Annotated in this window: 18 protein-coding genes; 9 read left to right on the plus strand and 9 right to left on the minus strand. The window is 35.4% G+C overall.

Features of this window, described 5'->3' with window-relative positions; translation table 11 throughout:
* Positions 1-93: 93 nt before the first annotated feature.
* The 3 genes from OO775_RS08785 (at position 94) to OO775_RS08795 (ending at position 6,236) form a co-directional block, all read left to right on the plus strand.
* Positions 94-4,134 (plus strand): hybrid sensor histidine kinase/response regulator transcription factor, encoded by a 4,041-nt coding sequence (locus tag OO775_RS08785; protein ID WP_264846712.1) that lies wholly within the window; start codon positions 94-96, stop codon positions 4,132-4,134.
* A 219-nt stretch (positions 4,135-4,353) separates the two neighbouring features.
* The gene (locus OO775_RS08790) at positions 4,354-5,760 is read left to right on the plus strand and encodes a PSP1 domain-containing protein (protein ID WP_264846713.1); all 1,407 of its coding nucleotides are present in this window, start codon (positions 4,354-4,356) and stop codon (positions 5,758-5,760) included.
* Entirely contained in the window at positions 5,757-6,236 is a 480-nt protein-coding gene (locus OO775_RS08795; RefSeq protein WP_264846714.1) for a gliding motility lipoprotein GldH, read from the plus strand. Before OO775_RS08790 ends, OO775_RS08795 begins: the two co-directional genes overlap by 4 nt.
* A 5-nt stretch (positions 6,237-6,241) precedes the next feature.
* On the opposite strand, the gene OO775_RS08800 is transcribed toward OO775_RS08795, so the two are convergent.
* Positions 6,242-7,165 (minus strand): dihydrodipicolinate synthase family protein, encoded by a 924-nt coding sequence (locus tag OO775_RS08800; protein WP_264846715.1) that lies wholly within the window; start codon positions 7,163-7,165, stop codon positions 6,242-6,244.
* Positions 7,166-7,340: 175 nt separating this feature from the next.
* On the opposite strand from OO775_RS08800, the gene OO775_RS08805 reads away from it, so the two are divergent.
* From OO775_RS08805 to OO775_RS08825, 5 genes are all read left to right on the plus strand, one after another.
* Positions 7,341-7,718, plus strand: a complete 378-nt coding sequence (locus tag OO775_RS08805; protein ID WP_264846716.1) for a group III truncated hemoglobin — start codon at positions 7,341-7,343, stop codon at positions 7,716-7,718.
* A gap of 10 nt (positions 7,719-7,728) precedes the next feature.
* A complete protein-coding gene (locus OO775_RS08810) occupies positions 7,729-8,070 on the plus strand; it encodes a cupin domain-containing protein (RefSeq protein ID WP_264846717.1) in 342 nt (113 codons plus the stop codon).
* 68 nt (positions 8,071-8,138) lie between these two features.
* Complete coding sequence (locus tag OO775_RS08815) at positions 8,139-9,560, plus strand: MFS transporter (protein ID WP_264846718.1); 1,422 nt, start codon at positions 8,139-8,141, stop codon at positions 9,558-9,560.
* 49 nt (positions 9,561-9,609) lie between these two features.
* The gene (pbpC, locus tag OO775_RS08820) at positions 9,610-11,955 is read left to right on the plus strand and encodes a penicillin-binding protein 1C (protein WP_264846719.1); all 2,346 of its coding nucleotides are present in this window, start codon (positions 9,610-9,612) and stop codon (positions 11,953-11,955) included.
* A gap of 27 nt (positions 11,956-11,982) precedes the next feature.
* The gene (locus tag OO775_RS08825) at positions 11,983-12,921 is read left to right on the plus strand and encodes a 2-hydroxyacid dehydrogenase (protein ID WP_264846720.1); all 939 of its coding nucleotides are present in this window, start codon (positions 11,983-11,985) and stop codon (positions 12,919-12,921) included.
* A gap of 71 nt (positions 12,922-12,992) precedes the next feature.
* On the opposite strand, the gene OO775_RS08830 is transcribed toward OO775_RS08825, so the two are convergent.
* Complete coding sequence (locus tag OO775_RS08830) at positions 12,993-14,093, minus strand: OmpA family protein (protein WP_264846721.1); 1,101 nt, start codon at positions 14,091-14,093, stop codon at positions 12,993-12,995.
* A gap of 244 nt (positions 14,094-14,337) precedes the next feature.
* On the opposite strand from OO775_RS08830, the gene OO775_RS08835 reads away from it, so the two are divergent.
* Positions 14,338-15,264: a PfkB family carbohydrate kinase gene (locus OO775_RS08835; protein WP_264846722.1), complete on the plus strand. Its 927-nt coding sequence runs from the start codon at positions 14,338-14,340 to the stop codon at positions 15,262-15,264.
* Between the two features lie 66 nt (positions 15,265-15,330).
* On the opposite strand, the gene OO775_RS08840 is transcribed toward OO775_RS08835, so the two are convergent.
* The 7 genes from OO775_RS08840 to OO775_RS08870 all read right to left on the minus strand — a co-directional run bounded on the left by OO775_RS08840 (position 15,331) and on the right by OO775_RS08870 (position 23,735).
* Positions 15,331-18,486, minus strand: coding sequence for an efflux RND transporter permease subunit (locus OO775_RS08840; protein WP_264846723.1), 3,156 nt, complete (start codon positions 18,484-18,486; stop codon positions 15,331-15,333).
* A 48-nt stretch (positions 18,487-18,534) separates the two neighbouring features.
* Positions 18,535-19,473, minus strand: coding sequence for a phospholipase A (locus OO775_RS08845; protein ID WP_373874562.1), 939 nt, complete (start codon positions 19,471-19,473; stop codon positions 18,535-18,537).
* Positions 19,474-19,597: 124 nt separating this feature from the next.
* Complete coding sequence (locus OO775_RS08850) at positions 19,598-20,293, minus strand: metal-dependent hydrolase (protein WP_264846725.1); 696 nt, start codon at positions 20,291-20,293, stop codon at positions 19,598-19,600.
* A gap of 120 nt (positions 20,294-20,413) precedes the next feature.
* The gene (locus tag OO775_RS08855) at positions 20,414-20,794 is read right to left on the minus strand and encodes an MmcQ/YjbR family DNA-binding protein (protein WP_264846726.1); all 381 of its coding nucleotides are present in this window, start codon (positions 20,792-20,794) and stop codon (positions 20,414-20,416) included.
* 13 nt (positions 20,795-20,807) lie between these two features.
* Positions 20,808-21,830: a PDDEXK nuclease domain-containing protein gene (locus OO775_RS08860; RefSeq protein WP_264846727.1), complete on the minus strand. Its 1,023-nt coding sequence runs from the start codon at positions 21,828-21,830 to the stop codon at positions 20,808-20,810.
* A gap of 92 nt (positions 21,831-21,922) precedes the next feature.
* The gene (locus tag OO775_RS08865) at positions 21,923-22,519 is read right to left on the minus strand and encodes an HD domain-containing protein (protein WP_264846728.1); all 597 of its coding nucleotides are present in this window, start codon (positions 22,517-22,519) and stop codon (positions 21,923-21,925) included.
* A gap of 160 nt (positions 22,520-22,679) precedes the next feature.
* On the minus strand, positions 22,680-23,735 hold the full coding sequence (locus tag OO775_RS08870; protein ID WP_264846729.1) for an efflux RND transporter periplasmic adaptor subunit: 1,056 nt from the start codon (positions 23,733-23,735) through the stop codon (positions 22,680-22,682).
* Positions 23,736-23,743 lie beyond the last annotated feature (8 nt).

A 23,743-nucleotide genomic window follows, 5' to 3' on the forward strand; every position in this document is an offset into this window, starting at 1 on the left:
TAACAAATTATTCTTATTGTTTCATTATAAAGATTTTTTTTCAAATTGAAAAAAAATCTTTATCTTTGTTGAAAATCTTTCAAAGTTTCATTTATGAAAAATATTTTTTTCATAGCAAACCTATTTTTTTCTCTTTCACTTCTGTCGCAAGAATTGTCATATTTGACTCATATTACTACCCGCAATGGATTATCTAATAGCGAAATAACAAGCATTTTTCAAGACTCCAAAGGTTTTATGTGGTTTGGGACAGACGATGGTTTGAATAAGTTTGATGGCTATGATATTACCATTTACAAATATAATCCACAGGTATCTAATACGATAGGAGGAAATTCGATTCGTTGTCTATTTGAAGATAGTCAAAGAAACCTTTGGATTGGTTTAAAAGGCGATGGACTTAGCAGATTAAATTTGCAAACAGGTGAGTTCAAAACTTACAAAAATAAAAAAGGTAGTAACAGTCTGAGTTACAACGATGTATCAGGAATTGTAGAAGACGAAGCAGGAATGATTTGGATTTCTGTCGATAGAGGCGGATTAGATATGCTCAATCCGCAAACAGAAGAATTCACTCATTATGACATTCAAGACAAAAGCACTTCTTTGCCACTGAATAATGCCTTGACAGGAATCGTAGCTTTGAATGATATTTTAATTTTAAGTTCGTGGGGAGGTGGTATTTATTGTTTTGATAAGAAAGAAAAAAGATTTCATTTACACCCTTACTGGAATTCAGGCAAAACAGATAAAGAATTATGCAACCATATTTTTAAAATTTATAAAGATGGAGAGGAAAACATTTGGGTTTGGTCAGCACATAACGGACTTTATATGCTCAATGAAAGAAACAAGGAATATAAACAATATGACATTTGTAAAATTGGTGGAGATTGCCAAAACACCATCAATATTCGATCTGTTTCTGATGACGGAAAAAATAATTTATGGATAGTAACTGACAAAGGTATAAAAATACTCAACAAAAAAACGAATACAATAACTGATTTTGAAAATCCTATCATTAGAAACGAAAGTTTATATTATATATACAAAGATAATTCAGACCTAATATGGCTTAGCTCTTCTTCGGGAATTTATTATTTCAGCCCAGTTGCTCCTCAGTTTAAAGAACTGGAAATAAATAATTTTCTTTCAGAAAAACAAGTAATGTCTGTACTTAAAGATAGTAAAAATAATATCTGGGTTGGCGGACTTAATAACCTTGAAATAATTAGCCCTGAGAAAAAATCAATTGGAAAAATTTACAGCAAAAACTCTTCTCTATATCAGGCTATTTGTGAAGATATTGAAGGCAACATCTGGATAGGAAATTATTCTAATAATTTGATAAAATACAATCCTCATAATGATTCTTTTTCCCAAATCACAATTCCTTCGCCTACGGGGACAACCTATACCTATCGAAATGTATATGATATAAAGATAGACTGGAATAACTCTCTTTGGCTTGCTACTGAATTGGGTGCTATCAATTACAATCCTGATACAAAGGTATTTACATCGCTTTTTGAAAGTAAAAATATTATCTACCCTGAGGATAAAACTCGGGTCATTCACAGAGACCAAGAGATGCTACTATGGGTAGGCACTGAAAGAGGTTTAAAACTCTACACACGCGATTTAGTTCTGAAAAAAATATATACTACAAGCGAAAATCAGTCCAAATCTCTATCAAATGATTTTATAACAGCCATTCTTGAAGACAAAGATGGCATTCTGTGGATAGGGACCAAGGGTGGGCTTCATCGTTTTGACAAAAAAACACAAGAATTTGAACTCATTCGACGTAATAATACTCAATATGCTGACCCTATCTTTGGTTTAGCCCAAGATAATCAAGGAAATCTCTGGATGACTACTCCTTCGCAATTGCTAAAATATAATATAAAAGAGCAGAAATTTTGGATTTTCAACGAATATGACGGATTACAAGACCAAGGTTTTCTTCTGAACGCCTTCACACAAGCCAAAGATGGTGAACTGCTTATTGGGGGTAAAAACGGACTCAATAGGTTTTATCCGAACAAACTAACGATGAATCAAACAAAACCAAAAGTTGTCATTTCAGATTTTCAAATTTTCAATCATTCTATAAAACCGGAAAAAAATGGAATACTCACCAAGTTAATTGACCAGACTTCTGAAATAAAGATAAAACACTCACAATCAGTCATTTCATTCAAATTTTCAGCACTAAATTACAAAGCCTCTTCCAAAAATCAATATGCCTATATGCTCGAAGGGTTTGATAACAACTGGATTTATACCTCACAACGTATTGCAACCTATACCAACTTAGATTCGGGCGAATATGTTTTCAAAGTAAGAGCCTCAAACAATGACGGTATTTGGAATGAAGCTCCCACCACTATAAAACTAATTATAACTCCGCCTTTTTGGAAAAGCAAATTTGCTTATCTGTTATATTTACTAATGGCTTTGGGTATTGTTGTACTTATTGTAAGATACTACACTGAAAAAGAAAGAGATAAACAAAATATACGAATTTCACAATTAGAAGCCTTGCGAATGTATGAAATAAACGAAATGAAAACTAAGTTTTTTTCTAATATTTCACACGAATTTAAAACTCCCTTGTCGTTAATTATTGGACCTTTAAATCAGATAATTGAAGAAGATTCTATTTCAGTAGAGTATAAAAATCGATATAATATGAAAATGATGCTCCGTAATGCTCAAAAACTAATGCGACTTATAAATCAATTATTAGATTTTAGAAAATTAGAAAAAAACAAATTGGAGCTTGATTTACAATACGACGATGTGGTAAAATTCATCAAAAATGTAAGCGAAACCTTCTCATACCTTGCTTTGGAAAAACAAATTCAATATAACATCAGAAGTACAATTCCTGCCCTATGGATGCCGTTTGATTCTGACAAATTGGACAAAATTCTCTACAATCTTATTGGTAATGCTTTCCAATATACACCTGAGAAAGGAAGTATTTCAGTGCTTATTTCTGTAACAACTCAAAATGAAAACAAGTATTTGCAGATAAAAATTTCTGATACTGGCATCGGAATATCAGCCGAAGAGAAAAAACTATTATTTACTATTTTTTCACAAGGAGAACGGCAAAAACTAATGCGTAACGAAGGCTCTGGGCTAGGACTTGCCTTTACCAAAGACCTAATCGATTTGCATAAAGGATATATTGAAGTAGAAAGTGAAATAAACCAAGGCGCTACTTTTTCTGTGCTTTTACCTATCGAAAATGTACCTCAATTACACGATGAAAATTCAATTACTTTGCAACAAATTGACTCTTCTTCTACAAAAACAAATACAACTGAAAAAGAAATTATTAAAGATGCCAATGAAGAAATTATTTTGGTTATTGAAGATAATGATGATATGCGTGATTATATCAAAAGTATTCTCTCTGATGAATTTAAGGTAATACTTGCCCGTGACGGAGAAGAAGGAATCGATAGAGCTATCAATTACATTCCTGACCTTATTGTGTCAGATATTATGATGCCTAAACGCGACGGAATTTCGATGGTAAAAGAGCTTAAAAACAACGAAAAAACCAATCATATTCCAATCATTTTACTTACTTCGCTTGACAAAGAATCGCAAATTGTAGAAGGGTATAACTTGGGTGTAGAAGATTATATCACAAAACCTTTTTCGGCAAAAATTCTTACAAAAAGAATTCAAAATATATTAGCATCACGTGAAAAACTATGGGAACTATACAACACAACCAGCGATATCAACGTTTATAAAAAGAAACTCGCTGGTAATCCCTGGAAGGAAGAGTTTATCGAAAAGATAAGTGAAATAATAATGACTCATATCAGTGAAGCAGAATTCAGCATTGAAGTGTTAGCCTCTGACTTGAATATGAGTGTGAATCAGTTATTTAGAAAAGTAAAAGCCATTATGAACACAACACCTTACAATGTTATTTTACAAATACGAATGACACAAGCTGCCTTATTGCTTCAGGATAGCGATTTGAATATTTCTGAAATTGCTTTCCGAGTAGGCTATCAAGAGTTATCTAATTTCAGTAGAGCTTTCAAAAAGTTTCATGGAAAATCCCCAAGAGACTACATCAAAAATAAATCAAAAATATGATTTTATATCAATTCTACAAAATTTTTATCAAATATTTGATTACAAAAATACTTTATAAAGAGCTGTTTTAGCGTTTGTTACAAAAAAATATTCTTCGAAGGATTTTTTTTGATAAAAAAATAGTAATTTTACACCCAAATTTTCTTATGAATAAAACTTTTTTTGCTTTTGTTTTTTGGTTAAAAGTAAAAAAATAATACACTAATAAACTGATACATAATGAGTTGCAATAATTGCACAACACATACAAATAACGCATCGAAACCTGCTAAAGGCTGTAAAAATCACGGAACTTGCTCAACTGATAACTGTAACAAACTATCTGTTTTCGACTGGTTAGCCAATATTTCACTTCCTTCGGGACAAGAAAAATTCGATTGTGTGGAAGTTCGTTTCAAAAATAGCCGTAAAGAATTTTTTAGAAATACCGAGAAATTACCTTTGCAAATGGGCGATGTTGTTGCCACAGAAGCACAATCGGGACATGATGTAGGCGTTGTTACCCTTACAGGCGAATTGGTTCGCGTACAAATGCAAAAGAAAAAGAGCAATCCGCTGAATCCGAACCTTCCCAAAATATACCGAAAAGCCAATCAAAAAGATATTGAAATATGGCAAGAAGCTCGCCAACGAGAAGAAATTGTACAAAAAAAATCAAGAGAACTGGCCATAGCATTGGGTTTAGAAATGAAAATATCTGATGTAGAATTTCAGGGAGATGGCTCAAAGGCAACGTTTTATTACACTGCCGAAAACCGCGTTGATTTTCGCCAACTAATTAAAGATATGGCAAGAGAATTTTCTACTCGTATCGAAATGAGACAAATTGGTTTTCGGCAAGAAGCTGCTCGATTAGGTGGTGTGGGTTCATGTGGGCGTGAATTGTGTTGCTCTACATGGCTAACCGATTTTCGTTCAGTTACTACTGCCGCTGCTCGTTATCAACAATTATCACTCAATCCACAGAAATTAGCAGGACAATGTGGCAAACTCAAATGCTGTTTGAACTACGAACTTGACTCATATTTGGACGCTTTAAAAGATTTTCCAAAAACAGAAATTAAACTTCATACTGAAAAAGGTATTGCCTCTTGCCAAAAAGTTGATATTTTCAAACGCTTAATGTGGTTTGTATACGATGATGATTTCATCAATTGGCATAAACTAACCGTAGAACAAGTAAAAGAAATTCAAGCACTTAACGAAGCTAAAAAACCTGTATTAAGTTTGGAAGAATACACACAAGTGCTCACCGAAGTAGAACCCACGCTTGACTTTAAAGATACTGTAGGACAAGAGAGTCTTACCCGATTTGACACTCCAAAAGTCAAGAAAAAAAGAGGTAAAAAGAAAGCAAATAACGGACAATCTTCTACCAATGATATTCTAAAAGATAATTCAGAGACTAAAATTTCTGAAAATCAAACAAAACATCTTGATGATAAAAACAAATCAAACAAGCAAAAAGAAAAATTCTGGAATCAGAAAAATTCTTCAAATTCTGCAGTAGAATCACAAAATTCAATACAACAAAAACCAAAAAATACAAACAAATTCAAAAAGCGTTTTCCTCAAAAAAACGTTCCTCAAAATCAGCATAAAAAATCAAAAGAAACCAAAGAATGAGATTTTTAATACCTATTTTATTCGGTTTTTTAAACCTTTCATGCGAGCAACGCATTCTTTACGAAGAGTATGTTTCGTTGCCTTATGGTTGGCACGAAAACAAGCCTATTTTATTTCGTTATCAGACAACTGACACACTTTCTAAACATCATTTGTATATTATGCTACGCAATGATGAACAATATCCGTATAGCAATATTTTTTTAATCACCAAAATGGAAACACCTGATAACAAAATAGTTACAGATACATTAGAATACGAAATGGCTTCACCCGATGGGAAATGGCTCGGCGAAGGTATGTCTATAAAAGAAAGTAAACTTTGGTATAAAGAAAATGTTATTTTTCCTTCAAAAGGAACATATACATTTTCTATCGAACAAGCCGACCGCTCTATTGGGCAGAACAAAGGAGTTGAAAATCTGCAAGGAATTCTTGAAGTAGGCTTACAGATTGAAAAAGCTACAAAAAAATAAATTCCCTACTGAGGGAATTTATTACATCTTTCAAAAAAGTTAATTGCTTCTAAGTCTTTTTTAAGTTGTTGTTCTTCTTGGTCTGTAATGTTTTGAAAAGGCGTTCTATTGGGACCTAAATCAAGCCCAATAAGTTTCATAATACGCTTACCTCCTACTATATTTCCTCTATATTTCACAATTACATTGATTACTTCTTGCGAGAAATTTTGAAGTTCGCGCGCTTTTTCCAAATCACCTTTTTCCCACGCCTGAATAATTCCAACCAAGTTACGCCCATTATAGTTGGTCGTTCCTCCGATACCACCTTGTGCGCCTCCCATAGCAAGACAGGGAAGAATAGTTTCATCTTGCCCATGTAGCATATCGTATTTACCATTTTTGTACAAACGGCATTGATTATATTCGTAAAGGCTTTGGTAAGTATATTTAATTCCAGCGAAATTATCAATACGCCCATCGACCGCTTGTAAAAGTGCTAACATTGACAAATACACACCATTAAAAGCAGGAATATGATAGAAATAAAAAGGCAAAGAAGGTGCTCCTGAGGCTATTTCTTCACAATATTTGACCAATTCTTCAATGCGTCCTACTTTAGGAAACGGAGAAGCCATTGCTCCAATTCCAAAAGCGCCTATTTGTTGGGCATGTTGCGCCAATACCTGGCTTGATTTTACACACGTGCTTCCCACATGCACAATTACTTTAAAATCTTTCGGAGAATATTCCACCCATTTTTCAGCAAGCCTCATACGTTCCTCATCGGTAAGCATATACCCTTCGCCTGAAGAACCATTGATAAAAACACCTTTCAAGCCATTGTTAATGAGTAACTTAATATATTTTTCTATAGGTTGATAATTTACTTCTCCATTTGAATAAAAAGGTGTAAATGGAGCATTGATGAGACCTTTTATTTTTTCCATTCTTTTAGTTTTTATGTCCGACAAAGATACAAATATTTTTATGATAATCAAAAAAATATTCTTTTTTATTTATATATAATAAATTATTGATAATCAAAAGAATATGAATTTATTAAAAAAATTTATTTTGCTTTTCAAAAAATAAATAATACTTTTGTATCTTATTTTATTCCAAATGAAAGATATTCAAAACCTAAATGACATTAAACAAATGGTTGATACGTTTTATGACAAAGTCAATCAAGATGCCGAATTGTCTTATATTTTCAATGATTTTGCTAAAATAAATTGGAAAACACACCTCCCTACAATGTATGCTTTTTGGAACAAAATTCTATTTAGTGAAGGTAATTACAGAGGTAATCCGTTTGAAAAACATATTCCTTTACCTATCGAAGAGAAACATTTTGATCGTTGGGTAGCTATTTTTATTGAAAATATTGATAGTCAATTTGAAGGTGAAAAAGCCGAAGAAGTTAAAATGCGAGCGCAATCTATCGCCTATGTCTTCAATAACAAACTCAATATGTTACGAACAGAAAATCATTTATAAATCATAAAATATGAAAACAAATTCTTTAACCAAAAACATAACTTACAAAGTTGATAAACCCAATGTAGAAGTTCTTTTAGAAACTTCTTTTTCTAAAGAAATACGCATTACTATGCAAGCCGGTCAGGTAATGAAAGAACACCAAACTCCTTACCCTATTGTGGTGGAAATCTTCGAAGGGAAAATTGATTTCGGAGTACAAGGCAACATTTCTCAGTTAGAAAAAGGAGATATACTAACTCTTGAAGGAGCCGTTCCTCACGACCTGAAAGCGTTGGAAAACAGCATTGTACGCCTTACTCTTTCCAAATATGATAAAGTAGAACGCGTGCAAGAAGTAGCCAAACAATAAATTGTTTTTTTTAAATCTTTTTTAGCTTTTACATTGCATTATTATGCAATTTTTTGTACTTTTGCAGAATGAATTTTCTACAAACATCGAAAGATAAAGATGCTGTAAAGCAGATTCTCCCCTATATCTTAGCTGTTTCGATTTTCATGGAAATGCTTGACTCTACAATACTCAATACAGCATTACCACAAATGGCAAAAGACCTTGGCGAATCGGCTTTACATATGCAAATGGCCATTATCAGTTATGTGTTGGCTTTGGCGCTTCTTATTCCGATAAGTGGATATATTGCTGATAAATTTGGAACAAAAAAAGTCTTCATAACTGCTTTATTTACTTTCAGTTTAGGGTCACTCTTTTGTGCTCTTTCAACCGATTTAACTCAACTGATAATTTCACGAGTAATACAAGGTTTTGGCGGTTCAATGATGAATCCTGTCGGGAGATTAGTTCTCATTAGGGCTTTTCCACGAGCCGAATTTGTCAAAGCGATGAATTACGCCGTAGTCCCTGGACTATTAGGTCCCATTATAGGGCCTTTGGCAGGAGGTTATTTCGTTGATTATTTCTCGTGGCATTATATATTTTTGATTAACATTCCTATCGGAATTATAGCAATGTTACTAACAGCTCGCTATATGCCAAATTTCAAAGATTCTAATGCTAAAATAGACCTGCGCGGATTTATTATTTTTGGAACAGCTTCTATTATTATTTCAATAGCCTTAGAACTAACAGGTAAAACAAACGGATTTTATATTGTGGGAATTTTACTCTTAGGTATATTGATACTCTATTTCTATTATCTACATGCTAAAAATTACGAAAGACCTTTATTCTCACTCAAACTATTTCAAGTACGCACTTTTCGTATAGGTATTGTGGGTAATTTGGCTTGCCGATTAGGCATTGCTTCCGTACCCTTGTTAGTCCCTATTATGATTCAAATCGCATATGGGGCTTCGGCAATTGTCTCAGGATGGGTCGTAGCTCCAATGGCAATAATGTTACTTATAGGTAAATACGCTGTAATGGAAATATTAGACCGCTTTGGATATAGAAAAGTTTTGATTTTCAATACAATAATTATTGGATTGTTGATTATCTCTCTGGGGCTTCCTACCGAAACAATGCCTGTATATTGGTTTATTCCTACAATGTTTCTACTGGGATTTTTCAATTCCATACAATTCACCGCGATGAACTCAATAGCTATTGCAGGATTACGACCCATACAAGTAAGCAGCGGAAATAGCTTAGTGGCTGTAAATCAACAGTTAGCAATTAGTTTTGGAGTAGCTTTGGGTTTTTCTATACTTCGATTTATGGACAATTCTTCATGGCTTACGCACAATTCGGAGCATCTTTCTTTTCGATATACATTCTGGATAATGGGAATGTTAACAATACTTTCGAGTTTTGTTTTCACAAAATTGCACCCACGCGATGGAGATAATTTGCGAAGTGCTATTCCTGTAAAATCCAAATAAATAGTTTTTGTTGATTAAAAATAATTTTCTTGAAACTTAGTTTTCCAAAATGACCATTCCTTTCAAAAAAATATTTCGTACATACAAAATCCGATGGATTCTTTTGGGAATCATCTTAATTGCTTATTTTTTCTGCCTTCCTAAGCAATTATTCAATCAAACTTATTCGACCATAGTAGAAAGCCGAGAAGGAAAATTACTCGGAGCCAAGATTGCCTTAGACGGACAATGGCGGTTTCCTGAACGGGATAGCATTCCTCTTCGGTTTGAAAAGGCTTTGCTTTTGTATGAAGACGAATATTTTTACTACCATTGGGGAATAAATCCTGTTTCAATAGGCAAAGCACTGGGGCAGAATATTCGACAAGGACATATCGTGCGTGGAGGAAGCACACTTACTCAGCAAGTTATTCGTCTTGCTCGGCAAAAATCAAATCGAACTTACATAGAAAAAATCATTGAAGCCATACAAGCTACTCGATTAGAATTTCGTTATTCAAAACAAAAAATATTGGCTTTATACGCTTCACACGCCCCTTTTGGAGGCAATGTCGTAGGGATTGATATGGCAGCTTGGCGGTATTTTGGATTACGCCCCGAACAATTATCGTGGGCAGAAAGTACCCTACTCGCAGTTCTTCCAAATGCGCCTGGACTTATCTATCCGGGTACAAGACAATTAAAACTGAAAGAAAAACGCGATAAACTTCTTTTAAAACTTTATCAGAAAAAAATCATAGACCTACAAACATACGAATTAGCAATTCTTGAACCTCTTCCCGAAAAACCACACCCACTTCCACAAGAAGCACCTCATTTTGTAGAGCGAGTTGCTCAAGAACAACAAGGAACTCTGCTAAAATCTACCCTCGATTTTTTCTTACAACAACGTGTTAATGAGATTGTTGCAAAATATTATACATTGTACAAACAATTTGAAGTGTATAATATGGCGGTGCTCATTACTGACGTGAAAACACATCAAATAGTAGCTTATATCGGGAATACACCTACCGACAAAGACCATCAGAAAGATGTTGATATAACCCGAGCCCCACGCAGTACAGGCAGTATTTTAAAGCCCTTTTTGTACGGAGCAATGCTTGATACAGGAGAATTACTTCCTTCTGAAATTGTTCCCGATGTACCTACACATATTTCAGGATATACGCCACAAAATTTTGAACAAACTTACGAAGGTGCTGTCCCTGCCAATGAAGCTTTGACAAAATCGCTAAACATCCCTTTTGTTCTGCTTCTACAAAAATTTGGTTTATATAGATTTTATGAACATTTACAAAAACATCATCTGACAAATATCAATAAACACCCAGATCATTACGGGCTTTCGTTAATACTGGGAGGTGCCGAAAGTAATTTATGGGATATCTCTCAAGCTTATACCAATATGGCTTCAGAGCTGAATTATTTTAACCAAAACAAGATGTACAAAAACCCATATTTTGTGCCTTTACAATACCATTTGCAACAAAAACTACCTCCCACCAGTGCTTCACATACCAAAAATATATTAAGTGCAGGAGCAATATGGCGTACTTTTGAAACACTCACACAAGTAAACAGACCGTTGTATGATTCAGCTTGGCGGTATTATAATTCTTCGCAGCGTATTGCATGGAAAACAGGAACAAGTTTCGGAAATCGCGATGCTTGGGCTGTAGGAATAACCGCTGGCTATGTAGTAAGTGTTTGGGTAGGAAATGCTTCGGGAGAAGGACGTCCAGAACTAACAGGAGCAAATAATGCATCTCCAATACTATTCGATATTTTCGGTATTTTGCCTAAACATAATTGGTTTGAACCTCCTTTAGATGATTTGGAAACATATACTATTTGCGCCAATAGCGGGTTGCTCGCTTCTGAAATCTGTCCCAAACAAACGATAAAATCTGTTGCCAAAGCTCCCGAAGCAAAATTGTGCAATTATCACAAATTAGTTCATCTCTCCAAAGATAAAAAATATCAAGTAAATACCGATTGTGATTCTTGGCAAAATATCAGTACCGAAAGTTATTTCGTTTTGCCACCAATTATGGAGTGGTATTACAAGAAAAATCACATTAACTACAAGAGTTTGCCTCCGCTTCGTACGGATTGTGCTTCGTCTGACAAGCAATCTGTGCTTGATTTTATTTATCCCAAACACGGAAGCGTTATTTATCAAACTACAGGATTTGGTGGGTTAGCACAACCTATTGTCAGTAAAATAGCCTACACGGGCAAAGATTCTGTTTTTTGGTACTTAGATGATCAATTTTTGGGACAAACACTACATTATCACGAAATGACTTTCCGAACAACAAAAGGAGAGCATTTTTTAAAAATCATTGATAATCAAGGAAATGAAAAAACAATTCTCATTATAATAAAATAATAGTATCTTTGTCGCAAATTTTTCAAAATGAAAATACTACATATTGATACAAATCACCCACTTATGATAGAACAATTATCAAAAGCTGGGTTTGAAAATCACGAAGATTATACAAGTAGCAAAAAAGAAATTTTAAAAAAAATAGCTCTTTATGATGGACTTATTATTCGTAGTAGATTTTCAATAGATAAAGCATTCTTAGACGAAGCTCATAATTTGAAATTTATCGGACGTGTTGGTGCAGGATTAGAAAATATTGATTGTCAATATGCTCAAAGTAAGGGAGTTATGCTTATTTCTGCTCCTGAAGGTAATCGAAATGCGGTAGGAGAGCATACGCTTGCCTTACTTCTTTCTCTTTTGAATAAAATAAAAAAAGCAGACACAGAGGTTCAGCGAGGGATTTGGCTCCGTGAAGAAAATCGCGGATACGAACTTGATTACTTAACTGTCGGTATTATTGGTTACGGAAATATGGGTAAATCTTTTGCGAAAAAACTTCGAGGATTCAGTTGTAAAGTGATTTGTTACGATATAAAACCCGATGTTGGCGATGAAAATGCCATTCAAGTTTCTCTAAAACAATTACAAGAGCAAGCCGATGTTGTGAGCCTTCATACACCACAAACTCCTCTTACCGTACAAATGGTTAATCATCTGTTTATCAGTCAGTTTTCGAAAAATTTTTGGTTTCTAAATACCGCTCGTGGCAAAAGTGTAGTTACTACAGACTTGGTTCAAGCACTAAAATCAGGAAAAATAAAAGGTGCTGGATTAGACGTATTAGAATACGAAAAATCTTCGTTTGAAGATTTCTTTCAAGAAGAATTACCTGAGGATTTTTCGTATTTACTCAATGCCAATAACGTAATTATTACACCACATATTGCTGGTTGGACTATTGAAAGTAAAACCAAACTTGCACAAGTTATCGTCGATAAAATCATACAAAATTTTGTATCATAATCTCCTTATACAAAAAGAAAAAACCTCTCTTTCGAGAGGTTTTCCCATGTATAATCTTATGAATAGAAAAATTAGTTTCCTAAAATTCTGAATTCAGTACGGCGATTTTTAGCGTGTTCTTCTTCTGAACATTGAACGCCATTAGCACATCTATTAACCAGACGAGACTCTCCGTATCCTTTAGCTGCCAATCTTGAACGATTGATTCCTTTTGAAGCAAGGTAATTAACCACAGCATTTGCTCTTTGTTGAGAAAGTGACATATTGTAGTCGTCATTACCACGAGAATCAGTATGAGACATTATTTCAATGCTTTTGTTATTCCCTCTAAGCAAAGGCAACAACATATCATCAATTACTTTTTCAGATGCTTTTGTCAACTTAGCGCTATTGTATTCATAATATACAGGAAGTAATGTAGGTTCTAACAAACGGCAATCAACTTCTTCCCATACAGTATCTCCACCTTTTTTAACCAATTCTCTTTTGGTTATGGTTGTATATTCAGCAGGCACTTCTACTTTTTTGGTTGAAGCGGGTACATCAACTACTGTTCTTTTGATAGTTGCATACTCAGCAGGAATTTCGATTTCATCAACACGAGCAGGAGTTTTTATAACTTGCTTTTTGTAAGTAGCTGAATTTTCGTTGATTGGTGTTTCTTCTACTGAAGCATCTTGTACCAAAGTAGTAATATCAATCGATTTGAATTGAGCTGGATATTCTACAAAACACGCAGTAACACAAGCTTCTTTGTTGATAGAAGGGCAATTATCCAAAGTTTTGTATTCCCATCCTGATGTTTTAGGAGTAATTTCAAATGTTTTCGTTTCTTTTCCAAAAGAAGCAGGAACTACTTTAAATGTAGAGGCTTTTTCTTTTTGAACATAAGGAACTTCTATTGTCTGATAAACAGCAGGAACATACACCAATTTTTTTGATGCTTCTTTAATTACTACACGTTCTTCAACGGTTTTAAAAGTAGCAGGCACTACTTCAAGTTTAGAGTATGCAGGTTTGACCATTACACGCTCTTCAACATCTTTGAACTCATCTTTTGTGATACATTTCACATAACACTTACCAGGTGCTGGGTTATCAGGCAAATTTTGAGCCAACGCTACACCTGCAAATGAAGTAACAGCCATAAGGCTTAACATTGTTTTTTTCATACTAAATTAAAATTTAAAAATGAATTACTTTTCAGGGGCGAAATTAGTACTTTATTTTATATTTACAACAAAAAAACATGATTTTTTTTAAAATTTTTTTCAACAACTAATAAAAACCTTTTCAGCAAGACTTAATTTGTTTTACCACTCAAATTATATTTATAATTTTGTTGAATATAAAATAACGCAAATTATTATAAAAAAATGTATCTTTGCCCCCTAATTTAGAGCTATCAATACTGGTATGAGCAAATTGTTAACAATAGGGTCTATGGCTTTTGACGCTATCGAAACACCCTTTGGTAAAATAGAAAAAACAATGGGAGGAGCGGCAAATTACATAGGTATTTCAGCTTCACTTTTTGACATAGAACAAGCCGTTGTTTCGGTTATAGGAGATGACTATCCTTCGGAGTATCTCAAAGTTTTAACTGATCGCGAAATTGATATTTCATATATTGAAATAGTTAACGGAGGAAAAACCTTTTTTTGGAGTGGAAAATATCACAACGATATGAATACACGCGATACACTAACTACACAACTGAATGTTTTGGAACATTTTTCTCCGAAAATTCCTGAATATTTTACTGATGCTCCATATATAATGCTCGGTAATTTGCATCCACAAATACAACTTGATGTACTTGCTCAATTACCTACTCGTCCTAAACTTGTTGTACTTGACACTATGGGGTTTTGGATGAATCATACGTGGGATACTCTTCTGAAAATCATTGCTCAAGTAGATGTTATTACCATCAATGATGAAGAAGCCCGCCAACTTAGTAATGAATGTTCATTAGTGAAAGCTGCTCAAAAAATTATGCAAATGGGAGTAACTTATGTAGTCATCAAAAAAGGGGAACATGGGGCTTTGCTCTTCCATGAAAAAGATATTTTCTTTGCTCCAGCTCTTCCCTTGGAAGATGTTTTCGACCCAACGGGAGCGGGAGACACTTTTGCAGGAGGATTTTTAGGTTATTTAGCAAAAACAGACGATATTTCATTCAATAATATGAAAAATGCAATTATATATGGATCAACATTAGCTTCGTTTTGTGTTGAACAATTTGGTACTGAACGAATGCTTTCCTTAACCAAAGATGAAGTACTCAAACGTCTTTTACAATTCAAAGAACTTACACAATTCGAAATTAAAATAGCCTAAAATAAAAAAGCCATCTAATTTAGACAGCTTTTAATTATATTGAAATATCAATACTTATGAACGTTTTTATAGTTCGTGTTCTTCTTTGATGTGGATATGCTCGTAGTCGGCAATCATTTGTTTTTCGTAATTGACTTTTTCGCCTTTTTTGAATTTTGCCATCAGTACGTCCATCACCAAATACACCAACGGAACGATGATAAGGGTTAGGAACAATGACGAAATCAATCCGCCGATGATAACAATCGCCAATCCATTGAACATTTCAGCTCCTGCTCCACTTGCCATCGCAATGGGAATCATACCGAAAACCATCGCAATGGTAGTCATCAAAATCGGACGCAAACGAGCGTGATTTGCCTGAATCAGAGCCGTTACGGTATCTTCGCCGTGTTGCTTACGATGGTTGGCAAAATCCACCAACATAATCGCATTCTTTGCCACTAACCCGATGAGCATTATCACCCCCAAAAGCGTAAATACGTTCAGCGTTTGGTTAGCTATTGCCAATGCCCATAAGGCTCCGATGAACGACAATGGTATCGAAAATAACACCACAAACGGACGCGAAAAACTATCGTACAAAATTACCATCACCATATATACTAACAATATTGCGGCTGCCAATCCTACCAAAAGCGTTCCGAAACCTTCGCTCTGATTTTCCATATCTCCTTGCCAGATAAATCGCACCGTACCTGGTTTGTCTAATTTTGAGAATTTTGCTTCCCATTCCGAAGCCACTGTTCCCGAAGGTTTTCCTACCACTTTCGCCTTTACTGTAACCGCTGGCGAACGGTCGTATCGGTCTAACTTACTTGGCCCCGACGAAAACGATACATCGGCAAATTGCGTTAACTTGATTTGTTGCCCCATTGCATTGGTAAACAACAAGTTTTTCACATTTTCGATATTGCCTCTGTTGGCTTCGTCAAACACTATATTAATGTCGTATTCCGAATCGCCCATACGGAATTTACTATTATCATCTCCGTTGAATGCCATACGCATTGTTTGTCCTACAACCGCCACATTTAGCCCCAGAGAAGTCATTTTATCTCTATCCACTTGCACGGTAATTTCAGGATTTCCGTCTTCCGAAGAAAGTTCAACCCCCGTAGCTCCGTCAATAGTTTTGAGCAATTCGGCAACTTTTTCGGCGTATTCTTGGGCAATTTCAACCTCATCAGCCATTACGGTAAGCTGTATCGGAGCGTCTTCCACACCCATAAGTCCCACAGGAGCGGTGGTTATTTTTGCCCCAACCAAAACCTCTTCTAACTTGCGTTGCAACTTGGCAGCGTAAATGGTTGTGTTGTCGGCTCTTTGTTTTTTATCCACCAAAACCACCTGTATTTCAGACTTATACGCCGTAGCTTGTGTTCCTCCAAATCCTGAACTTGTTTGTCCTACGGTGGTAATCATTTTTTGTACTTCTGGAAGCTGACGCACGTAATTTTCAGCTTTTTGAGTCATAAAATTGGCTTGTTCTACGGAAGCATCTTTTGGCAATTCTAACTGAATCACAAATTCTCCTTTATCCAATCTTGGAAAAAATTCTCCTCCGATAAATCCGAAAGGCACTAAGGCAATTGACCCAAAAAACAACAACAATACCAGTATAAATGTTGCGAATTTATTTCGGAATGACCATTTTAAAATGTTGGTTATGAAATGTGTAAAGCGTTTGAGTTGTGCCTCGAACCAATGTACGAATCTTCCGAATAAGGATTTTTCGCTCAAATGTTCTAATTTTCCGAAGCGAGAATACAACCACGGCACCGTTGTAAATGACATAAACAAGGAAAGCATTGTAGCGATAATTACCGTAACACAAAACTGATGGATAATATCCGAAACCAATCCTGAACTTAACGCTATTGGCAAGAAAACCACCACAATAACCAGCGTAATTGCCGTTACCGTAAACCCAATTTCCATAGCTCCATCGTAAGCCGCACGGACTTTATTTTTACCCATTTCCATATGTCGGTGAATGTTTTCCATTACCACAATGGCATCATCTACCAAGATTCCTACCACCAACGAAAGGGCTATCAAACTCATCAAATTCAGCGTAAATCCTAACAAAAACATTCCGATAAAAGTCGCAATAAGCGAAGTCGGGATAGACACCATCACAATTACCGCATTTCGGAAACTATGCAAGAAAAGCAACATCACCGCAGCCACCAAAAACACCGCCAAAGCTAAGTCGAATACCACCGAGTTTGCCGCAGCCAAGGTAAATTCACTCGTGTCATTTGCCAAATCTAATTTGAGGTTGTTTTCTTTATAAATTTCTTCGATTTGTCCCATTTTGGCACGAACCAACTCACTCACTGCCACAGCATTAGCATCGGTTTGTTTGGTAATTTGTAACAAAAGGGTATTTTCTTGATTAATACGAGCGATTTTTTCCACTTCTTGCTCGGTATCTTGCACATCGGCAACGTCTGAAAGTCGGATATTTATTCCGTTTTGAGAGGCAATGGTCAAATTACGAAGCTCTTCCACCGTTTTGAATTTACCCGCCAAACGAATGGTGGTGTTATTCTCACGCGTTTTGAGTTTTCCTATTGGGAAATCCAAATTTGAAGCGGCAATAATTTGCTGTACTTGCGTGATTGAAAGTCCGTAGCCCTCTAATTTTTTAGGGTCTAAACTCACACGAATTTCGCGTTCTTGCCCTCCCATAACCACCACTTGAGCCACTCCTGAAATACGTGAAAGTTCGGGTTGTATCTTTCTGTCTACTAAATCATAAAGCTCTTGCGAAGACATTTGAGCCGTTACCCCCAATTTGATAATCGGCAAATCCGAAAGCGAGAATTTGCTCAGCGAAGGCTCATCGGCATCGTCAGGTAAATCCGAACGAATGGCGTTGATTTTACGCTGTGCATCGTTCAGTAAGAAATCCACATCGGCTCCAGGGTTTAGTTGCACCATCACAATAGATAAACTTTCGTAAGAAAACGCCTGAATTTTTTTAACATTTTCAAGCGTTAAAACCGCATCTTCGATTTTTTTGGTTACGGTACTTTCAATCTCGTTTGGTGAAGCTCCTCCGTACACGGTAGATATGGTAATCATATTCACCTCGATATTAGGAACCAACTCATAGTTAAGCGATTTGTAACTATAAATCCCTCCGATAATCAGCATTGAGAGTATCACTATGATAACACTTGGGCGGGTAATGGACGCTTTGATGATATTCATTTTCCTATTTTTGTTATATTTATGAATTAAATTATAATTAGATTTTGATTAAAATTCCGATAGCATAATCCCTGCTCCGAGGGAAGTTTGGCTGTGATTATATTCAATAAGCGAATCTCCGTAACCTGTTGATAATTGTGCAAATAGCCGCAAACCTCCTTTTCCTACGGGATAAATATATGTAAATTCGCCAAAACCTTTATTGTTCTTATTGAATTTCAAATTGTTACGCATAAGAAATATAAAACTATGTTTTTTAGAATTGTACGACACGGTCAGTTCGCTCCTTCCCATATAATCGAGTATATCGGCATTGTCATCGCTTTGCGTTTTCTCCGACATACGCCTCCAAAATCGGGTTATGAACATAAAATCGTTATATTCAAAGGCATTCATCAAGATAATGCGATTCCAACTTCGAGAATACAATTGTTCTTTTCCGTTGGATTGGTGATTGATAGAAAGTCCTGCCATTTGCCATTTAAAATCGCCGATGGACAATTGAAGTGGCACCACATACATCAGTTCAGGTTCGTAGTTCAGCTCCCGAAAAGGTCTGGACAAATCTCCGTTATACACCTGCCAATAAGCCTGTTGCGTAAAAGCTACCCAAAAATCGCCTTTAAATCCGAGGAAGTCTTGCCAAACTTTGGTTTTCAAACTCACTTGAAATTTGCTTTCCACATTTTGGTATTCTTTGTAGGGCGGATTACCCCTTTGCGGATTGATGTTTTGTGGTTGCCGATTCACATTGTCGGTTATCCGAAACGGAATTACATACATCGGTTTATACATCGAAGGCTTGAACACGCCTCTTTGGTCTTCGTCTTCAAGTTCAAACATCTTTGAGAGTGCATTGCTGAATCTATTCTTCGGAGGCTCTTGATTAGGCACCAAAATCGAATCCAAAGGGATTTGCAAACTCGCAAAAGTCTTCGCAGAAGAAAGCAGGAGGAATGCCAAAACGAATTTTATTTTTGTTTTCAAAATCATTTTTTTTATATAAGAACAAAATATTTTTTGTCTAATTTTTACCCAATTCTTTACCAGAGCGAATGATTTTTACTCCATCAGTCGCTCCTATTGTAATTTGAATTTCGCAACGGATTTATTATCTAAATTGCTCTACATCAATACTTTCACCAATAGGCAACAAATGCAATTTACGATGTGCTGCAGCAAATTTGTTTATTGATGCCTCGTGGTCAATTTTGATAACATCAAACGTGTCATAATGTACACCCAGCGTGTGATAAGCATCTACAAATTTCGCTGCCGTAAGAGCATCACGAACGCCCATCGTATAATTGTTACCTATCGGCAATATTGCCAAATTGATTTTGTACTGATGTGGAATGATTGTCATATCCATATGCAAGGCTGTATCTCCTGAAATATAGATAGTTAAATCGTCGATATCAATTAAAAAACCAGCTGGATTTCCTCCGTATTTTCCATCAGGAAACGAAGAAGAATGCACGGCTTTAATCATTTTAATTTTCACGCTTCCGTTTTCAAATCGGTGCGAGCCTCCGATGTTCATTTCGTGTCCGTCCAAGCCCAATGCTCTGTAATGAGCCAATATTTCAGGGTTAGAAATCAGCTTCGCTCCCGTGTTTTTGGCAATGGCTTCGGCGTCCAAAATATGGTCTTGGTGAGCGTGTGTCAGCAGAATATAATCAGCCTTAACAGCCGAAATATCAATGTGTTTCGCCAACGGATTGGCAGAAATAAATGGGTCAACCAAGAAATATTTTCCGTTAATTTCGATATTGACACAAGCGTGTCCTAAATAGGTTACTTTCATAATGTTACTATTTTTTCCTCTCCCCAACCCTCTCCCAAGAAGAAGGAGGTTAGAGCGTGTTACTATTTTATTTTTTATCTCATATGTCTAAATTTTTCGGACTACATATTTTTTTTCAAACTACAATATTTCAAATGGCTTCTGAAATTCATACAAAATTGTCTTGCGAATTTTCAATGGCAATTTGGACAAAACCTCTTCATAGGAATGAATTATCATTTTTTTGACCAAATCCGTAGGCAAATCTTCCACAAAAACGGTGTTCCAATGTTTTTTATTCATATAATAGCCCTCCACAACTTTGTTTGGGTACAAATCCCGAAGTTCCAATGCCAAATCGGGCTGACATTTGAGATTTATTCGCAATGGAATTCCTTCCAAAAAACAAAGAAAAAATATCTTTCCGTGTATTTTAAATACCAAAATATCCTCTCCAAACGGAAATTCTTCCTTCACATCAGGTAATGCCACACAGAATTCGTATATAGTTTCAATGTTCATTAGATTGTAATTTTTATATTACTTTGTTTTTTGCTATTTCTATTGATTTATGCAATTTTTCCAAAAGGATTTCTTTTTTTGGGAGCAACAGCAAATATTCTGCTATTTTTATATTATCTTTTTCCAATCCTAAAAGTTCTATATGCTCTGAATTTTTACCTGAACATAGAATCAATCCTATTGGAGGATTTTCTCCCTCAATACGTTCATACTTATTCAAATATGCCAAATAAAGTTCCATTTGACCTTTAAATGACGCTTCAAATTCTCCCAATTTCAATTCTATTGCTACAAGTGATTTCAATCGTCTATGATAAAACAAAAGGTCAATATAGTAGTCCTTATTATCTATGACAAGACGTTTTTGACGAGCTAAAAAAGCAAAATCACTTCCTAATTCTATTATAAACTTTTGTAATTCAACAACAATGCTTTCTTCTAAATCTTTTTCAGAAAAAACGTCTTTTAATTCCAAAAAATCTAATACATAAGGGTCTCTAAAAACTAAATTAGGAGACATTTTCTGTTCATTTTTAAGCAAATCCAATTCTTTTCGTGCTAATTCATCTGGTTTTTTGCTTATTGTTGTTCGTTCATACAAAAGTGAGTTAATTTTCTCTTTCAATGTACGAACACTCCATTTTTCAATTTTACAAAATTCAATATAAAAATCACGTTTTAATGGGTCTTCAATCGGAATAATAAGCGTAAAATGTGTCCAGCTCAATTGTCGCATCAGTGACACGACAATTTGTTCTTCATTGAAAATCAAGGCAAAACGCATCATCTTGCGAAGATTTTTTTCACTATATGAGCTTCCAAATTCTTCTACAAGTCGCAAAGCTATTTTTTTCACTACTTGCTCTCCATATTTTCCTCGCTCATTTTTCAGAACATCGTCATTTATGGTCTTACCAATCTTCCAATACATCATCGTCAAAGCCGAATTCACCTGTGTTGCAACAGCATCCTTTGTTTGACGAATAATCATTTTCAGATTTTTAAATAACCTATTTTCATAATTACTTACTTCCATTATCAAAATATTTTCTTTACCTCTTCATTTACAGCGTGATTTTCACTTGTTACTTAGAACTTAAAACTTGGATTTTGTTACTTGAAAACTTGTTACTTATTCTCCACGAGTTTCCCTTCGTCAATGCTTTTTTGCAATAAAATTTCGAACAATTCGCTCAGCTCTTCTGAACCTTTTTCAACTGCTGTTCCTACGATTTTACGAACTTTTTCAGCACTAACATCGGCTTCTCTCCAACTTTTACCCGAAGTATGAGCATTCAGAATAAAAGGTATTACTCTATCCACAGCCGAAGCAAAAACGGCATCGGGCGACTTTTCCGCTTCAAATTCCTCCCATAACGCCAAAAATTCAGATGCCAAAGGCTTGTCCAATATGCCAAAAATGCGTTTTGCTGAAGCTAATTCGCGTTCATACTTGCCTTCCATCGCTTTTTCGTCATAAACGAATGTATCTCCAGCACCTATTTCCACTACATCGTGAATAGAAAGCATCTTCATCACCCGAAATAGGTCAATTTGTTCCTTATTTTTGGCATACGGATACATTATTTGAGCCAAAACCATCACTTGCCACGAATGTTCTGCTGAATTTTCCCTACGCGAATCGTCCAAAATATAGTTACGACGCTGTACATTTTTTAACTTATCCAAGGTTAGGATAAATTCAAGTTCTTTTGCTAATTTCATTTTTGTTTTTCGTAGGGCAAATAGTAATTTGCCCTCTATTCGATTATTTTACTTATTTGAGTTACTAAAATATTTGTGAAAAATTATGTGCTTTTGTAGTTTGAACTTAACCACAAACGTACAAAAATGAACACAATTTTTTGAAAATCAGACAAAACGATTACTGAATAACTTTTACAGGTGTGCCGTTATCCAAATTGATTTGCCCGCTGGTAACCACCTCATTTCCTTCGGAAAGTCCTTCTAAAATTTCGACTTTATCTCCGAAATTACGTTCGCTTTTCACGGTTACTAACTCGGCTTTGCCTTCTACGATTTTGAAAATTTTATTTTGACTTACGCTTCCTACAAAAGCAGTTCTTGATATCGTAAGCACCTGATTTTCTGAGCCTACACTCGATTCAAATTGCACTGTTGCATACATTCCTGCTTTGAGAGATTTATCTTTGTTCGATACGGTAATCTCGACTGGAAACTTCAAGGCTCCGTTGGATTTTGGTGCTACGAAAGTTACTTTTCCTTCAATGGTATTTCCGCCTACGCTCGGGGTGATTTTCGCCTTTTCGCCTACTTTTATTTGCGAAATTTGATGCTCATCGACGGTTACTTTCAATTTCAAATCATTGATATTCACCACATTGAAAAGAGTTGTTCCTGCTCCAACAAAAGTACCTTCTTCGATGTTTTTACTACTAACAATACCGCTGATTTTGGAACGAACCACCGAATATCCTGAATTGATTTGAGCCGAATTATAGTTCGCTTGTGCATTTTTTACTTGCAAACGGATTTGCTCCAGTTGTTGTTGCGTTACTCCCCCCGTCTGGTAAGCACTTTCAAAGCGTTTTAACTCATTTTGAGCATTGTCCAATACGGCTTTGGCTTGTTCTAACCCCACGTTTGTTGCATCGGCTTTGATTTGTGCCAAAGTCTGTCCTGCACTTACTACATCGCCTTCTTTTACGTAGATTTTCACCACTTGTCCTCCCATTTCGGCAGCTACGTTGAGGTCTTGTGTCGCCACAAAAGTTCCGTTGGCGATGAACAAATCGTTCACATTTTCTTTGATTACTTTTTGCGAACGAACAGCCACCTGAGCGTTTTTCTCAGCTACGATAGCTACCTCTTGGGCATTTTTCTCTTTATTTGCATATAATTTGTAAGCTACAAATCCGATTGCACCTACCGCTGCTAAAATTGTAATTATCTTTTTCATTTGTTTAA

The sequence above is a fragment of the Capnocytophaga catalasegens genome, assembly GCF_026005215.1.
GTDB classification, from domain to species: domain Bacteria; phylum Bacteroidota; class Bacteroidia; order Flavobacteriales; family Flavobacteriaceae; genus Capnocytophaga; species Capnocytophaga catalasegens.

Excerpts from the sequence above, each read along its gene's own strand:
- OO775_RS08840 (WP_264846723.1), bottom strand. The coding sequence starts at position 18,486 with ATGAATATCATCAAAGCGTCCATTACCCGCCCAAGTGTTATCATAGTG.
- OO775_RS08830 (WP_264846721.1), bottom strand. The coding sequence starts at position 14,093 with ATGAAAAAAACAATGTTAAGCCTTATGGCTGTTACTTCATTTGCAGGT.
- OO775_RS08800 (WP_264846715.1), bottom strand. The coding sequence starts at position 7,165 with ATGGAAAAAATAAAAGGTCTCATCAATGCTCCATTTACACCTTTTTAT.
- OO775_RS08785 (WP_264846712.1), top strand. The coding sequence starts at position 94 with ATGAAAAATATTTTTTTCATAGCAAACCTATTTTTTTCTCTTTCACTT.
- OO775_RS08860 (WP_264846727.1), bottom strand. The coding sequence starts at position 21,830 with ATGGAAGTAAGTAATTATGAAAATAGGTTATTTAAAAATCTGAAAATG.
- OO775_RS08825 (WP_264846720.1), top strand. The coding sequence starts at position 11,983 with ATGAAAATACTACATATTGATACAAATCACCCACTTATGATAGAACAA.
- OO775_RS08815 (WP_264846718.1), top strand. The coding sequence starts at position 8,139 with ATGAATTTTCTACAAACATCGAAAGATAAAGATGCTGTAAAGCAGATT.
- OO775_RS08805 (WP_264846716.1), top strand. The coding sequence starts at position 7,341 with ATGAAAGATATTCAAAACCTAAATGACATTAAACAAATGGTTGATACG.
- OO775_RS08810 (WP_264846717.1), top strand. The coding sequence starts at position 7,729 with ATGAAAACAAATTCTTTAACCAAAAACATAACTTACAAAGTTGATAAA.
- OO775_RS08795 (WP_264846714.1), top strand. The coding sequence starts at position 5,757 with ATGAGATTTTTAATACCTATTTTATTCGGTTTTTTAAACCTTTCATGC.
- pbpC (WP_264846719.1), top strand. The coding sequence starts at position 9,610 with ATGACCATTCCTTTCAAAAAAATATTTCGTACATACAAAATCCGATGG.
- OO775_RS08850 (WP_264846725.1), bottom strand. The coding sequence starts at position 20,293 with ATGAAAGTAACCTATTTAGGACACGCTTGTGTCAATATCGAAATTAAC.
- OO775_RS08790 (WP_264846713.1), top strand. The coding sequence starts at position 4,354 with ATGAGTTGCAATAATTGCACAACACATACAAATAACGCATCGAAACCT.
- OO775_RS08865 (WP_264846728.1), bottom strand. The coding sequence starts at position 22,519 with ATGAAATTAGCAAAAGAACTTGAATTTATCCTAACCTTGGATAAGTTA.
- OO775_RS08835 (WP_264846722.1), top strand. The coding sequence starts at position 14,338 with ATGAGCAAATTGTTAACAATAGGGTCTATGGCTTTTGACGCTATCGAA.
- OO775_RS08870 (WP_264846729.1), bottom strand. The coding sequence starts at position 23,735 with ATGAAAAAGATAATTACAATTTTAGCAGCGGTAGGTGCAATCGGATTT.
- OO775_RS08855 (WP_264846726.1), bottom strand. The coding sequence starts at position 20,794 with ATGAACATTGAAACTATATACGAATTCTGTGTGGCATTACCTGATGTG.